11 protein-coding genes are annotated in these 14895 nt (G+C 67.7%); 9 read left to right on the top strand and 2 right to left on the bottom strand.

Translation table 11 applies throughout. The features are described from left to right. Positions 1-77: 77 nt before the first annotated feature. The 5 genes from ABD134_RS13595 to ABD134_RS13615 all read left to right on the top strand — a co-directional run bounded on the left by ABD134_RS13595 (position 78) and on the right by ABD134_RS13615 (position 5331). Complete coding sequence (locus ABD134_RS13595) at positions 78-1115, top strand: siderophore ABC transporter substrate-binding protein (protein WP_344230295.1); 1038 nt, start codon at positions 78-80, stop codon at positions 1113-1115. A 300-nt stretch (positions 1116-1415) separates the two neighbouring features. Continuing rightward, positions 1416-2375: an ABC transporter permease gene (locus ABD134_RS13600; protein ID WP_344230914.1), complete on the top strand. Its 960-nt coding sequence runs from the start codon at positions 1416-1418 to the stop codon at positions 2373-2375. Continuing rightward, entirely contained in the window at positions 2368-3447 is a 1080-nt protein-coding gene (locus ABD134_RS13605; protein ID WP_344230297.1) for an iron chelate uptake ABC transporter family permease subunit, read from the top strand. The genes ABD134_RS13600 and ABD134_RS13605 overlap by 8 nt, the downstream gene beginning before the upstream one ends. Further along, positions 3444-4199 carry an iron ABC transporter ATP-binding protein gene (locus ABD134_RS13610; protein WP_344230299.1) on the top strand — a complete coding sequence of 252 codons (756 nt, stop codon included), beginning with the start codon at positions 3444-3446 and terminating at the stop codon, positions 4197-4199. The genes ABD134_RS13605 and ABD134_RS13610 overlap by 4 nt, the downstream gene beginning before the upstream one ends. Positions 4200-4392: 193 nt before the next feature. Then, positions 4393-5331: a hypothetical protein gene (locus ABD134_RS13615; protein WP_344230301.1), complete on the top strand. Its 939-nt coding sequence runs from the start codon at positions 4393-4395 to the stop codon at positions 5329-5331. A 149-nt stretch (positions 5332-5480) separates the two neighbouring features. On the opposite strand, the gene ABD134_RS13620 is transcribed toward ABD134_RS13615, so the two are convergent. Continuing rightward, entirely contained in the window at positions 5481-6929 is a 1449-nt protein-coding gene (locus ABD134_RS13620; RefSeq protein ID WP_344230916.1) for a class I SAM-dependent methyltransferase, read from the bottom strand. Positions 6930-7107: 178 nt separating this feature from the next. Between ABD134_RS13620 and ABD134_RS13625 the strand changes: the two genes are divergently transcribed. The 3 genes from ABD134_RS13625 (at position 7108) to groL (ending at position 10044) form a co-directional block, all read left to right on the top strand. Continuing rightward, positions 7108-7638, top strand: coding sequence for a hypothetical protein (locus ABD134_RS13625; protein ID WP_344230303.1), 531 nt, complete (start codon positions 7108-7110; stop codon positions 7636-7638). Positions 7639-7947: 309 nt separating this feature from the next. Continuing rightward, positions 7948-8244, top strand: coding sequence for a co-chaperone GroES (gene groES, locus ABD134_RS13630; RefSeq protein WP_115931766.1), 297 nt, complete (start codon positions 7948-7950; stop codon positions 8242-8244). A gap of 204 nt (positions 8245-8448) precedes the next feature. Beyond that, positions 8449-10044 (top strand): chaperonin GroEL, encoded by a 1596-nt coding sequence (gene groL, locus ABD134_RS13635; protein ID WP_344230307.1) that lies wholly within the window; start codon positions 8449-8451, stop codon positions 10042-10044. 193 nt (positions 10045-10237) lie between these two features. On the opposite strand, the gene ABD134_RS13640 is transcribed toward groL, so the two are convergent. Further along, entirely contained in the window at positions 10238-11614 is a 1377-nt protein-coding gene (locus tag ABD134_RS13640; protein WP_344230918.1) for a dicarboxylate/amino acid:cation symporter, read from the bottom strand. Between the two features lie 437 nt (positions 11615-12051). Here ABD134_RS13640 and ABD134_RS13645 point away from each other — a divergent pair, with 437 nt between their 5' ends. Further along, positions 12052-14793 carry a CshA/CshB family fibrillar adhesin-related protein gene (locus ABD134_RS13645; RefSeq protein ID WP_344230309.1) on the top strand — a complete coding sequence of 914 codons (2742 nt, stop codon included), beginning with the start codon at positions 12052-12054 and terminating at the stop codon, positions 14791-14793. The last annotated feature ends 102 nt before the right edge of the window (positions 14794-14895 follow it).

A 14895-nucleotide genomic window follows, 5' to 3' on the forward strand; every position in this document is an offset into this window, starting at 1 on the left:
AATGCAGGAGGTCGGAGCGAGGATGTCCCGCCACACCTGCGCTCGCAGCACTGCACTTCCCAAGGAGTCCCACTCTCATGCAGAACACGAATCGACGCCTCGGCCTAGCAGCCCTGGTGACCACTGCCGCTCTTGCCCTGACCGCCTGCGGAGGCGGTTCTGAGGCCGAGACCACCGGCGGCTCGGCCACCGCCTCCTCGAGCGCGTCCAGCTCGGCCGGCGCCAGCGCTGAAGCGCAGTCCTTCCCGCTGGAGATCGAGGACATGGCCGGCAACCAGGTGACCATCGAGTCCGCCGATTCGATCATCGCCACGGACAACCGCATCTTCCGCACCCTCGAGGACTGGGGCGTGGAACTGTCCGCCGCCCCGCTCACGCTGATGAACGAGGGCACCGTGGACTACCCGTCCGACGACTCGATCATCGACCTCGGCAGCCACCGTGAGCCCAACCTGGAGGGCTTCGTGGAGGCCGCGCCGGATCTGGTGCTGAACGGCCAGCGCTTCTCCGACCAGGCCGAGGCGATCAAGCCGCTGATCGGCGAGGCTGCTTTCCTCGACACCAACGTGGTGGAGGGCGAGCCGCTGGAGAGTGAACTGCGCCGGCAGACCACCCTGCTGGGTGACATCTTCGCCCAGCAGGCCGAGGCCGAGGCCCTGGTCGCCGACTTCGACGCGGCCATCGACGAGGCCAAGGGTGCCTACGATGCCGAGCAGACCGTCGTCGGACTCATCGCCACCGGCGGCGACCTCTCCTACGCCGCCCCGTCCACCGGCCGCGCCATCGGTCCGGTGTTCGACATGCTCGAGCTGACCCCGGCGCTGGAGCGCGAGGGCTCCACCAACCACCAGGGCGACGACATCTCCGTGGAGGCCATCGCCGAGGCCAACCCGGACTGGCTCCTGGTCATGGACCGCGACGCTGCCACCTCCGACGCCGAGGCCGACGGTTACCAGCCGGCCGCCGAACTGATCGAGGGCTCCGAGGCACTGCAGAACGTCACCGCCGTCCAGGAGGGCAACATCGTCTACCTGCCGGAGGACTTCTACGTGCACGAGGACATCCAGAACTACACCAGCTTCCTCACCGAGCTCGCCGAGGCCTTCGGCGCCTGACCCTTCCGTGTGGCTCGAAACGGCCACGTCAGCGAGAGAGTCAACACCATTCGGCCCGGATGCGACGGGTGGGTTCAACCGCCCGCCCAGCGCATCCGGGCTGAGCCGTGAAACGCCGAGGGGTCATCCGATCGCCGCGGCAGGACGAGGGAACGCCGCCCCAGGCCGACCCCGACAGGGACACCAGTGACAGCACCGTACGAACACCGGAACCCGGAGGCCCAGACGGCCCCCCTGGGCGCCGACTACCAAACCGTCCACCCGGGGGGCCATGACGGCCTGCCCCCGGAGGCCAGCGGAATCGGCCGGCGCCCGTGGCGCACCGCGGGCCCGCTGCTCATCGGGGTCGCCCTCACCCTCGGACTGATCGTGGTCTCCCTGTTCGTCGGCGTCTATGACATCGCCACCGCCGAGGGGGGCTGGGAGATGTTCTTCATCACCCGAGTTCCGCGGACCATCGCCCTGGTGCTCGCCGGCGCGGCCATGGCCATGTCCGGACTCGTCATGCAGCTGATGACGCAGAACCGTTTCGTGGAGCCGACCACCACGGGCACCACCGAATGGGCCGGCCTCGGACTGCTTGTGACCATGCTGGTGGTCCCCAGCGCCACGATCTTCGACCGCATGCTCGGCTCGATCCTCTTCGCCTTCGTCGGCACGATGGTCTTCTTCCTCTTCCTGCAGCGGGTGACGCTGAAGTCCTCGCTGATCGTGCCCATCATCGGCATCATGCTCGGCGCCGTGGTCGGAGCCGTCTCCACGTACCTCGCCCTGCAGACGGACATGCTCCAGCAGCTGGGCATCTGGTTCGCCGGCTCCTTCACCGGGGTGGTGCGCGGCCGGTATGAGCTGCTCTTCATCGTGCTGGCCGTCGGCATTCTCATCTTCCTCCTGGCCGACCGGTTCACCGTTGCGGGCCTCGGTAAGGACATCGCCACCAACGTCGGCCTGAACTACAACATGGTGTTGCTGACCGGTGTCTCCATGATCGCGATCGTCACCGGCGTGGTCACCGTGGTGATCGGCGCCCTCCCGTTCCTCGGGCTGATCGTGCCCAACGTGGTCTCCATGTTCCGCGGGGACAACCTGCGCACCAACCTGCCCTGGGTCTGCCTCGTGGGCATCTGGGTGGTCACGGTGTGCGACATCATCGGCCGCGTGGTCATCATGCCCTTTGAGGTCCCCGTCTCCCTGATCCTCGGGGTGGTGGGCGCTGTCGTCTTCATCGGTCTGCTCGTCAGGAGGCGCAAGCATGTCTGAGACCATGACCAAACAGACCGAGGCGACGGCCGGCGTCGGGCCCCAGAAAGCAGCGCAGCGAAGCCGGCCGGGGCGCCAGTCCGGGCCGTTCGGGGAGCCCAGGCACCGCCGGCGCTACCTCTGGCTGGTGGGTGGGCTACTGGTGCTCGCGGCGCTGGCGACCTACGGCAACCTGGCGTGGGACAACCCCATGCCGCTCGGATCCGACGGGTTCTGGATCATCGCGAAGCTGCGCGTGGAGTCGATCGTGGTGATGCTGGTGGTCGCCGTGTGCCAGGCCGTGGCGACGGTGAGCTTTCAGACCGCCACGAACAACCGCATCATCACTCCCTCGATCATGGGGTTCGAGTCCCTGTACACGCTGGTGCAGACCGCCGCCGTGTTCTTCTTCGGCGTGGCCGGCGTGACCATGGTGGTCGGACTGCCGCAGTTCTTCCTGCAGGCCGGGCTCATGGTGGTCTTCGCCGTGCTGCTGTACTCGTGGCTGCTTTCCGGGCGCTTCGGCAACATGCACATCATGTTGCTTGTGGGCGTGGTGCTCGGCGGTGGGCTGGGCGCCCTGTCCACCTTCATGCAGCGCGTCCTGGACCCCAACGAATTCGACGTGCTGACCGCCCGGCTCTTTGGCAACATCTCCAATGCCCAGACCGAGTACCTGCCGTACGCCATCCCGATCGTGGTGGTGTGCGCCTCCGTGCTGTTCATCCGGGCGCGGCGGCTGAACGTGATGTCGCTGGGTCAGGACGCCACCAACAACCTGGGGCTGAACCACAAGCGCGAGACCATGATCGTGCTGACCCTGGTGGCCGTCCTCATGGCCATGACCACCTCCCTCGTGGGACCGATGACATTCCTCGGCTTCCTCGTGGCGACGCTGGCCTACCAGTTCACGGACACCTACGATCACCGGCTCATCCTGCCCGTGGCCGTGCTGATCGGCTACACGATCCTGTCCGTGGCCTACTTTGTCCTCCGGAACATCTTCTACGCGGAAGGCGCCGTGACCATCATCATCGAACTGGTCGGCGGCCTCGTGTTCCTCATTGTCATCATGCGAAAGGGCCGACTGTGATCACACTCGACGGCGTTCAGAAGAGCTACGGGGACGAAACCCAGATCGGGCCCGTCACCGTGGAGTTGCCCCAGGGTGGCATCACCGCCCTGGTCGGCCCCAACGGTGCCGGCAAGTCCACGATCCTCACCATGATCGGGCGGCTGCTCAAGGTGGATGCCGGGCAGATCCAGGTGGCCGGGCAGGACATTGTCAACGGCCCGTCCAAGGTCGTGGCCAAGATCCTGTCCATCCTGCGCCAGGAGAACCACTTCGTGACCCGGCTGACCGTGCGGCAGCTGGTGGGCTTCGGGCGGTTCCCCTATTCCAAGGGCCGGCTGACGGTGGAGGACGAGAAATACATCTCGGAGGCCATCGACTTCCTCAACCTGGACAAGCTGGAGAACCGTTACCTGGACCAGCTCTCCGGCGGCCAGCGCCAGCGCGCCTACGTGGCCATGGTGCTGGCCCAGAACACCGACTATGTGCTGCTGGACGAGCCGTTGAACAACCTGGACATGCAGCACTCCGTCCAGATGATGAAGCAACTGCGCCGGGCTGCTGACGAACTCGGGCGCACCGTGGTGATCGTGCTGCATGACATCAACTTCGCCTCCCGCTATGCCGACTGGATCCTCGCCATGAACGACGGCAAGGTCACCGAGTTCGGCACGCCCGAGCAGATCGTCACCGACGAGGTGCTGACGCGGGTGTTCTCCACTCCAGTGAAGGTGATCCAGGGCCCCGAGAGCCGCCTGGCCGTCTACTACTGAGCCCTCCTGATGTTGAGTCTGGAGGGATTCACCTGAATGTGGCCGTTTTCCGTGAATCCCTCCAGAGTCAACGCGGGGTGGCGGCGGGCCCGCTGTCGCCGGATCACTCCACAGGTCCTTGATCGGACGGTTCTGTCCACACACGGCGGCGGGATAGCGGCTCGGGCACCGCAGCCTGTTCGACCCTTGGGGCATGCCCGAACCTCAGAACCCACTCCACACGGCGTTGACCGGACCGTATTTCTCGTCCCGGGTCCTCCAGGAGCAGTCGCTACCCTGGCGTGCCCTCCACGCTCCTGGGATTCTCCCCGTCAGCCAGTCGATCTGGCGCCACGTCGGCTCCCCGGCCGATTCGCCGCATTACCTGAAACTGCTCCAGGGTATCCACCCGGAGGGGGTGTTCTCCCACGAGACGGCGGCCGCACTCTGGGGGATGTGGATGCCCTGGGGCAACACGGGATTCTCGCCGGTCCATCTGTCGAAGCGGCGTACGGACGGCGGGCCGCCCTGGCGTCAGGGGATCAAGGGGCACCAGCTTCCACCCCATGTGAAGATCCTTGACCGTGTGGGGGTGCAGGTAACCTCGCCGGCGTGGACGTGGGTCGACCTTGCCGGCACCAGGATGTCGTTCGAGGATCTCGTGGCAGCCGGGGACAGCCTGTTGCAGCGGGGCAACGGCCCCGCCGGTCAACGGGAGCCCGGTCTTCATCCGCTGAGCAGCGTGGAGGAAATCAAGGCGACCATCGCGGTCCGGCCCAAGGTCAAGGGGATCGTGCGGTGCCGTGAGGCCGTAGATCTCCTGCGCGCCCATCATGATTCACGGCCGGAGAGCCTCGTCAGGACGCGGCTGCTGGAGGCGGGCCTGCCGGAACCGTCCATCAACCCTGTCCTGCGGATGTCCACGGGGACGACGATCCGGCCGGACCTCGCTTGGATCGATCTCAAGGTCTGCATCCAGTACGAGGGCGACCACCACCGCGCTGACAAGGACCAATGGCACCGGGACATCGGAAGGGACCGGACCATGCATCAGGATGGGTGGGTCGTGCTGAGGCTGACCAGCCGTGACCTGGAGTCCCACCAGTGGCAGACCTTCCTCGGCGAGGTCCGTCGGGCGCTCGGCATCGTCTGAGACTCGGTCTGCGGGGGCGGGGGCCCGGCCTGAGGCCCGTGATCGTCCGCTTGAGTCTGGAAGGAATCACCTCCAGGGCGCGATTTCGGTGAATTCGTCCAGACTCAACGGTTGGAGGGCAGCGGGGGGTGGGGGATCGATGGTGGGGTTCAACGGGGCAGGGGCTCGACCACCACGGCCACTCGCTCCTCACCGATGCGCGCCAGCACCAGGGTGGCGTGGCGGCCCGCGGCCATACCGCCCTTGCTTTTGCCGCCCTTGCCTTGGCCGGACATGAGCAGGCGGCGGAGCTCCTCGGGCGTGACATCCACGCCGCGCTTCTTGATGTCCAGCCGCCCCACCCCGGTCTCCTTAACCCAGCGCCGCAGACCCTTGACCTTGTAGGGCATGACCTCCAGGACCCGGTAGCCCGTCGCGAAGGGAGTGTCCACGGCATCATCCGCGCAGAAGTACGCGATGCGCTCGTCCAGCAACCGCCCGCCCACGGCAGTGAACTCCCGGCCGATCAGGTCCGCGACGAGTCCGGCGCGGATCACGGCCGGATCGGGCTCGTAGAGGTAGTCCGTCAGTCCCTCGAGCCCTGCCACGGGAACTGCGGGGGAGTCGCCGAAGTCCTCGTTGGAGGACAGTTCAGCCGGACCGCGGCCACCCTCAGCGCCCGACGCCGGCCACGCGCCGCCCACTGCCGACGCACCACCACCGCTGGCCGCCCTAGAGCCGCCCACCGCCGCCGCACCACCACCGCTGGCCGCCCTAGAGCCGCTCACCGCCGCCGCACCACCACCACTGGCCGCCCTAGAGCCGCCACCCAGGACGAGCGCCGATCGGCGGACCCCCGGGCGGGCCAGCACGTTGAACCACAGCACTGCCTCGGTCAGAGACCCGTCCACGGACACCCACTGTGCCTCGCAGCCGCCCGGTATGGAGTCGTGCGGCAGGGCCGGCCCGAGCTTCACGCCCACGGGCGCCCCGGTATCAGCCAGCCGCTCCACGAAGGACAGGGGAGGGGAGAAGGCCTCGGGGTCGAAGACCCGGGAGGAGCCGGATGAGGACACCACGCGCCGGGCCGGGTCGAGCCAGAACCCCGCGGGCCGAGCGCTGGTGCCGCTGGTGTCGGTGGCGTCCCCACCGGACGTGTCCAACGCGCCCAGCCACTCCTCGGCATCGGCGCAGACCACGGACGCGTTCGGGAACGGCATGAGGTTGATCGTGGCGGCGGCGGCCACGGTCTCGTCCCGCTCCACGGCGGTGACCTCGAGGTCGAGTGCAGCCAGGGCCATGGAATCGGCGCCGAGCCCGCAGCCCAGGTCCGCCACGGACGCCACCCCGGCAGCAGCGAAACGCCCGGCGTGGACTGCGGCCACGTTCATCCGCGTGGCCTGCTCCAGACCGGCCCGCGTGAAGACCATGTGCCCGGCGAACGGTCCGAACTTCGCGGCGGCCTTCGAACGGAACTTCAGCTGGGTCAGCACGGCGGACACCAGTTCCGGTGTATGCCCCTCGCTCCGTAGGCGAGTCGACAGTGCCAGGGCCTCGGATTCCCGGTACCCCTCCAGTGAGTTCAACAACGACCACCCCTCCGGCGTCAGCACGGGCATGAGCACCGTGTCCTCCTGCGTGGAGTCCCTAGCGGAGGCGCGAACCTGACCGCCTGGAGCGGAGTGGGTGGAGTGAGGGTCATGCGAGGAGGAAGCCACGGATCCACGGTACCGGCAGGCCTTGCCCGGCAGTCCACATGTCCACCCGCTGCCGCGGGCCCACCGGTAGGCTGGGACCATGCCTAGCCGTCCCACCTCGCGCCCTCCGTTGCCCCACTCTGCGCGCCCGAACCAGGACCGGCCGGATCTGGACCATGGCGGAGAAGGTGAGCCGCGCCTCGACTTCTTCGGCCGCTTCGATGATGAGCACCCGGATACGAGGGACGAGCAGGACGGGTATGACGACGGCCCCCACCACGTCGATGACCTCGCCCCGGATGCGGGACGGGCCGACGTCGGGCGGGATTCCCGTGCGTCACGGCAGGCGGCGACCGCACCCCTGTGGTGCAAGATCCTGCTGTACGCGTCCATGGCCGTCGGTGTGGTGGCTGCACTGCTGCTGATCGTCACCGTGATCGCCCAGGTCTTCGTGGCCGGCACCTTCACGCTCGGCGGTGGGGACATGCTCTCTGATTCCGAGGCGGCGGACGCCATCCGTCGGGACGTGGTGTGGGTACCTCTCGCCGGGCCGCTGATCGCGCTCGGCGCCGCGTTCGCGGGACTGTGCGTGGCCGCCGTCGGGATCTTCCGGGCCCGACGGAACGCCTAGCTACGCGAGCGGCGGCCGCACGGCCGCGAGTACGGACAGGACGGTGGCGGGGACGAGTCATCGGCAACCTGCTGTCGGATGACTGACCGCTGCAGCTCCCGATGACGCTCTTTGGCACTCACCTTGACCGAGTGCTAAACCCGGCCTAGAGTCATTTCTGGCACTCCGGGGCACCGGGTGCTAAGCCTGAAGGACCTGCCATCCGGCACCCGCGACGACGGTTGGCCAGCCTCCGGCGCACAACACCATCCATAGACGCTGGCTGCCCGCACGCTCGGGTGGCCCACCCAAAAGAAGGAGAGTACAGACGTGTCTGTCTCTATCAAGCCCCTTGAGGATCGTATTGTTGTCCGTCCGCTGGAAGCCGAGCAGACCACCGCTTCCGGCCTGGTGATCCCGGACACCGCCAAGGAGAAGCCGCAGGAGGGCCAGGTCGTGGCCGTCGGCGCCGGCCGCATCGATGACAAGGGCAACCGCATCCCGGTCGACGTGGCCGAGGGCGACGTGGTCCTGTACTCCAAGTACGGCGGCACCGAGGTCAAGGTCGGCGGCGAGGAGTACCTGGTGCTCTCCGCCCGCGACGTGCTGGCCATCGTCACCAAGTGACCCTGCGCCGGACCCGAGCGTCCGGCTGATGCGCCCAGGCCCGGCCAGGCACCTGAGCCGGCCGGGCCTGCGTGCGTCCCGCGCCGCCGTCGTCAGTGGTGGTTCTGAACTGAACCAGCGCACGACGCCGGCCGCGCACCTTGAGCTTTTCCCCGCAATTTTCATTGGAATTCGCAGATTTCCTTTACGAAAGGAGCTTCGTTCATGGCGAAGCAGCTTGCCTTCAACGATGAGGCCCGCCGCGCACTGCAGGCCGGCATCGACAAGTTGGCCGACACTGTCAAGGTCACCCTCGGCCCCAAGGGTCGCAATGTGGTTTTGGACAAGTCCTGGGGTGCCCCGACGATCACCAACGATGGCGTGACCATCGCCCGTGACATCGAGCTGGACGACCCGTACGAGAACATGGGCGCCCAGCTGGCCAAGGAAGTGGCCACCAAGACCAACGACGTGGCCGGCGACGGCACCACCACCGCCACCGTGCTGGCCCAGGCCCTCGTGAACGAGGGCATGCGCCAGGTGGCCGCCGGTGCCGCGCCGAACGAGATCAAGCGCGGCATCGAGACCGCCGTGCAGGCCATCGACAAGCGTCTGGGCGAGAACGCCGTGGATGTCTCCGGCAACCAGGTGGCCGCAGTCGCCGCCATCTCCGCCCAGTCGGACGAGATCGGCGAGCTGCTGGCCCGTGCCTTCGACACGGTCGGCACGGACGGCGTCATCACCATCGAGGAGTCCTCGACCACCTCCACCGAGCTGGTCATCACCGAGGGCATGCAGTTCGACAAGGGCTACCTGTCCCCGTACATGGTGACCGACGCCGAGCGCCAGGAAGCCGTCCTGGAGAACCCCTACATCCTGCTGAACTCCGGCAAGATCTCCAACGTGCAGGAGTTCCTGCCGCTGCTGGAGAAGGTCCTCCAGGCCAACAAGCCGCTGTTCATCATCGCCGAGGACGTCGAGGGCGAGGCCCTGTCCACGCTGGTGGTCAACAAGATCCGCGGCACCCTGAACGTCGTGGCCGTCAAGGCCCCGGGCTTCGGTGACCGCCGCAAGGCCATGATGCAGGACATCGCCACCCTCACCGGTGCGCAGGTCGTCTCCCCGGACCTCGGCATGAAGCTGGACCAGGTCGGCCTCGAGGTGCTCGGTTCCGCCCGCCGCGTGACCGTCACCAAGGACAACACCACCATCGTCGAGGGCGCAGGCTCCGCCGACGAGGTGGCCGGCCGCGTCTCGCAGATCCGCTCCGAGATCGAGAACACCGATTCGGACTGGGACCGCGAGAAGCTGCAGGAGCGCCTGGCCAAGCTGGCCGGCGGTGTGGGCGTCATCAAGGTCGGCGCCGCCACCGAGGTCGAGCTGAAGGAGGCCAAGCACCGCATCGAGGACGCCGTGTCCTCCACGCGTGCGGCTCTCGAAGAGGGCATCGTGGCCGGCGGCGGTACCGCGCTGATCAACGCCCTGACCGCCCTGGATGAGGACGAGGCCATCAAGGCACTGTCCGGCGACGCCGTCTCCGGCGTCGGCATCGTCCGGAAGGCCCTGGTCGAGCCGCTGCGCTGGATCGCGCAGAACGCCGGTGAGGACGGTTACGTCGTCACCTCGCGCGTTGCGGACCTGGAGCCGAACTTCGGCTTCAACGCCAAGACCGGCGAATACGGTGACCTGTTGGCCGCCGGTGTCATCGACCCGGTCAAGGTCACCCGCTCCGCCCTGCTCAACGCCGCGTCCATCGCTGCGCTGGTGCTGACCACCGAGACCCTGGTGGCGGACAAGGTGGCTGACGAGGACGAGAAGTAACCTCGAGTCCCCCTGAGGTCCAACACGAAGGGGCCCCGGCATGCATAATGCATGCCGGGGCCCCTTCGTGTTGTCAACGCTGGCCGCCGGAGCGGGCGTCAGGAGGCGTCAGCGAACGTCTTGATCCCGCGTGGCCCGTGGCCCCTGGCCCGTCGGAGAGCACCGTCGGCCGGGGACGTGCTGGGCGGCATGCTCAGGCGCGGGACGGCTCGCTCTGGCGCTCCGCACCGGTGCCGGCGCCGCCGTCGTCATTGGTCTCGAGCGGGGCCTCGTCGTCGGCCAACAGGTTGCTGCCCGAGCGGGAGGCGTTGTACTTGTCCTCATCCAGGATGCCCTCCTGCTTGGACACCAATGTGGGCACCAGGGCCTGCCCCACCACGTTGACGCCCGTGCGGCCCATGTCCACGATCGGGTCCACGGCGAGCAGGAGCCCGACGCCGGCCAGTGGCAGTCCCAGCGTGGAGAGGGTGAGGGTGAGCATCACGACGCCGCCGGTGGTGCCCGCGGTGGCCGCGGAGCCCAGGACGGACACGAGGATGATCAGCAGGTAGTCGCTCCAGGCCAGGTCGATGCCGAAGAACTGGGCCACGAACAGAGCGGCGATGGCCGGGTAGATGGCGGCGCAGCCGTCCATCTTGGTGGTGGCGCCGAGAGGGACGGCGAAGGCGGCGTAGCCGCGGGGGACGCCGAAGTTCCGCTCGGCCACGCGCTGGGTGACCGGCAGGGTGCCGATGGAGGAGCGGGACACGAAGCCCATCTGGAAGGCCGGCCACATGCCGGTGAAGTACTGGCGGATGGACAGGCCGTGGAACTTGGCGAGCAGCGGGTAGACCACGAGCAGCACGACCGCCAGGCCCACGTAGATGGCGGCCACGAACTTGGCCAGCGTGCCCATGGTGTCCCAGCCGTAGGAGGCCACGGCATTGCCGATCAGGCCGACGGTGCCGATCGGGGCGATGCGGATGATCCACCACAGCACCTTCTGGATGACCTCCAGCATCGAGGCGGAGAAGTCCAGGAACGGCTTGGCCTTCGCGCCAAGCTTGAGGGCGGCCACGCCCACGGCGATCGAGATGACCAGCACCTGAAGCACGTTGAAGCTGACCGAGGTGGACATCGAGCCGTCCTCGGCGGCGGTGGTGCTGGCGGAGAGTCCCAGGAAGTTGGACGGAATCAGTCCCTGCAGGAAGGCCCACCAGCTGCCGGTCTTGCCCTCATAGTCCGGCGGAGCGGTCTGCCCGGTGCCGACGCCCGGCTGCATGACGGCCCCGAGGACGATGCCGATGACCACGGCGATCAGCGAGGTGATGGCGAACCAGAGCAGCGTCTTGGCAGCCAGCCGGGCAGCGTTGGTCACCTGGGCCAGATTGGCGATGGAGGCGACCACGGCGAAGAACACCAGCGGGACGACGGCGGCGCGCAGCAGGGAGATGTAACTGGAGCCGAGCACCTCCAGGGTGGTGCCGAGGCCGTTCGGGGTGTCCTCCGTGTGCCCGGCGGAACGCGCGGTGAGGCCGAGGACCAGGCCGAGGACCAGGGCGGCGAGGATCTGCACGCCGAAGTTGGTCATCCAGCCGGGCAGGCGCCGGGTGCGGGACGGCTTGACGGGATGGCTTGCGTTGGAAGGTGCTGGAGTACTCACCGGCACAGCGTAGTCCTGCTATATCACGGTCCTAGAGTTAGATGTCTTTCTGTGACATCACTGTGACAACGCCAACGTGATGCGCGGCCGATGCCCCAGCCCATAGGGAGGCCCGAGGGTGAAATAGAGGGTGAATTTGGTCATTGGCCTGCAGAATCTTGAGCGTCTCCGGTGGTTGGTCAGGTTTGATGGAGCCAACTCATCACCGTCTCATTCGACGAACGTGAGAGGACGCTGCAGCGCTTCATCCCCGAGCGGCTGCCGCTGTGTCGTGTGGTCATCCCCGTCCGCCGGTGCGTCGCGTCCTCGCACGTTCGTCCGTCGTGCCCGGGTCACTCGCATGCCCCGGACTCTAAGGGGTTAATGTGCTCAACAATCGCAGGTGGCTGTCGGCCGCCCTGGCCGCCGTCCTGGTGCTGGCCGGGCTCGTCGCCATGCCGTTCTCCCACCCGCAGCCGGTCCAGGCCGCCGCGGCGAGCGGCCATGGCCAGCACGCCGGGTCGATCTTCTGGCTGGACTGGTCCTCGGCGACCCGGACTGCAGGATCCGGCACCAACAACGGCCGCCCCTTCCACCGTGTACAGAACGGTACCCGGCTGGTCGCCACGCCCGCCCAGGGAGTCACCGTGACGGCCGAGTTCTCACAGGTGCTCGCCACGCAGCGAGGTGGCACCGCGGCCCGGGAAGTCCACGTCACGCAGCAGGACCCCAACTATTCCGAACTCAAACTGAACGGCTACGACACCGGCCAGCAGTACAGCGTGATCACGCCGAACACCAACCAATCCAACGTCAACTTCCGCTTGACCTTCACTGCCACACTGGCCGACGGTTCCACGATCCCATTGAACGTCATCGCTGCCGACGGCGAGAGCGCCGGCCCTCCCCAGAACGAGTCGATCGCCTTCACGACGAACGGCGAACCGTGGCGGAACATCGACAACACGACGCGCGCTGGCGCCAACATATGGTGGTCCAATAAGACCCAGCCTGGTCAATATGGTGGATTCAACACCACCACCATGGGGCCGTGGGTGACCGAGCGATCAACGGGACAAGGCATGGCCCCGATCGGTGTCTCTCGGGGAGCCAGCACCGTCGACGTGGCCATCAGCGCTACCGGCATGCAGAACGTCATGGTCGGCTTCATGCTGGCGACCGACTTCGGTGATGCGCCCGCCTCCTATGGCCAGGCCTCCCACTTCATCGATTGGACCGCCAAGAACGTCGATCCGCGGGGGCTGCCGGGCACCACGGACGCCCCGGGCATCACCTATGACTGGTCGAGCAATCCCTACCTGGGTACCGTGCCCGCAGATCCGGACAGCGGCCAGCTCGGGGGCTGGACGGGGGATGACACGACCGGCACCGCCGATGAGGGCTGGAAGCAACTCACCGGGCAGGATGATCCGCCCGTGATGTATCCGGGGGAGCGTCGGGACTACTCCGTCACCGTGGCGGTCGGCAACGGCAACAACCGCACCGTGGCCGGATGGATCGACTGGAACAACGACGGCGTCTTCCAGGCGGGCGAGCGGGCCACCGCCGTGGCCACCGAGGGCAGCGCCATCCTCACCTGGGCCGACGTCCAGGTGCCGTCCGACGCCAGGGCCCTGGGATCCCGTTTCCGGGTCGCCAGCGACGCCCAACAGATCCAGAATCCGACCGGCCCGGCTCCCAATGGTGAGGTCGAAGACCACCTTCTTTCGGTCACCCAGCCGGCACTGGCCAGCGTGGTCAAGTCCTCGAACCCGGATCGCGGCACCGACGTCCGTCCGGGACAGAAAGTCGACTACACGCTGACCTTCAGCGGCTCCCCGGACGCTCCCACCGACGTCAGGCACACCGACCACCTCGCCGTGGTGCTGGACGACGCCGACCTGGACTCCGACTCCATCAAGACCACCGGAGGTCTCACCGCCACGTTCGACCAGCCCCAGCAGACCTTGGCCGTCTCCGGGCGCCTCCTGGCCGGTGCCGAACCTGCCACCGTCACCTACTCCGTGACGGTCAAGGACTTCGCCGCCACCACGGACCAGCTCCTGCGCAACGTGGTGGTCCCCAGCGGCACCGTTCCGCCGGAGACCTGCGCATCCGCTGCCACGAACTGCACCGAACACCCGGTGGTCGACTACTCGCCGAACCTGGTGCTGGGCAAGGCATCCGACCCCGTGAGCGGTTCGACCGTGGCACCCGGTGACCCGATCACCTATACGGTCACCACCACGAACCAGGCGGGTGCCGGTGCCGACGCCGCGTCGGTCGGGCCGGCGGCCGGCGTCGTGCTGACCGACGACCTGACCGACGTGCTGGACGACGCGTCCTTCATCCCGGGCTCCGCGCGGCTGGAGATCTCCGGCGGTCCCGAGCCGATCACCGCTCCCGTGGCGGACCCGGTCGAGGGACTCCTGACCACGGAACCCTTCGACCTGCCCGCGAATGGTACGGCGGCATTGACGTACCGGGTCACCGTGCACGACGACGCCTGGTCGGCCACCATCGGCAACGTCGTCTCCGGCGCCTGGGACGACCCGGGCACCCCGGAGCCGTCCGATCCGATCGACTGCGCCAGCTGCTCCACTGAACACGGCACCGATGCCAAGGTCCTGATCGAGAAGATCGGTGAGTCCTCGGACGGCTGGGTGCGGATGGACGGTTCGGACTGGTCAGTTCGCCATGACGACGGCGGCGCTCCCGGTGAGGTCCTCGAGGATCCGCTGGTGGACCCGGTCGCCGGAACCGGCGGCGGCACCACGGACGGCCTGTTCACACTGGAGGGCATCTCGGCGGGAACCTACTGGCTCACGGAGACCCGCGCCCCCGAGGGTTTCAGCCTGCTGGCCGAACCGGTGCAGTTCACCGTGGACGCTGACGGTGCCGTCACCCTCGGCTCGGGTGAGGGCGACGGCGTGGTGACGTCCGCCGATGAGGACGCCGATGGCATCCACACCGTCACCGTTCGAGACGTCCCGGCGCTTCGGCTGCCGGAGACCGGCGGCACGGGATCCGCCGGATACCTGGCCGTCGGCGCGGGTCTGTTGGCCCTCGGTGCCGCACTCGCCCTGCAGTGGCGACGGCGAGAACCCGCCGTGTCCCAGGCGCGTTGACCGCTCCCCGGCGCTGAGCGTCGGCCGGCACCGGCCACCCCCGCACTTTCCCGCGAATACCCCCCCGCAGTATCCACTCATCATCCCCTTCGTCTGTACCGA

The organism is Citricoccus alkalitolerans (genome assembly GCF_039528175.1).
In the GTDB taxonomy this organism is placed as follows: domain Bacteria; phylum Actinomycetota; class Actinomycetes; order Actinomycetales; family Micrococcaceae; genus Citricoccus; species Citricoccus alkalitolerans.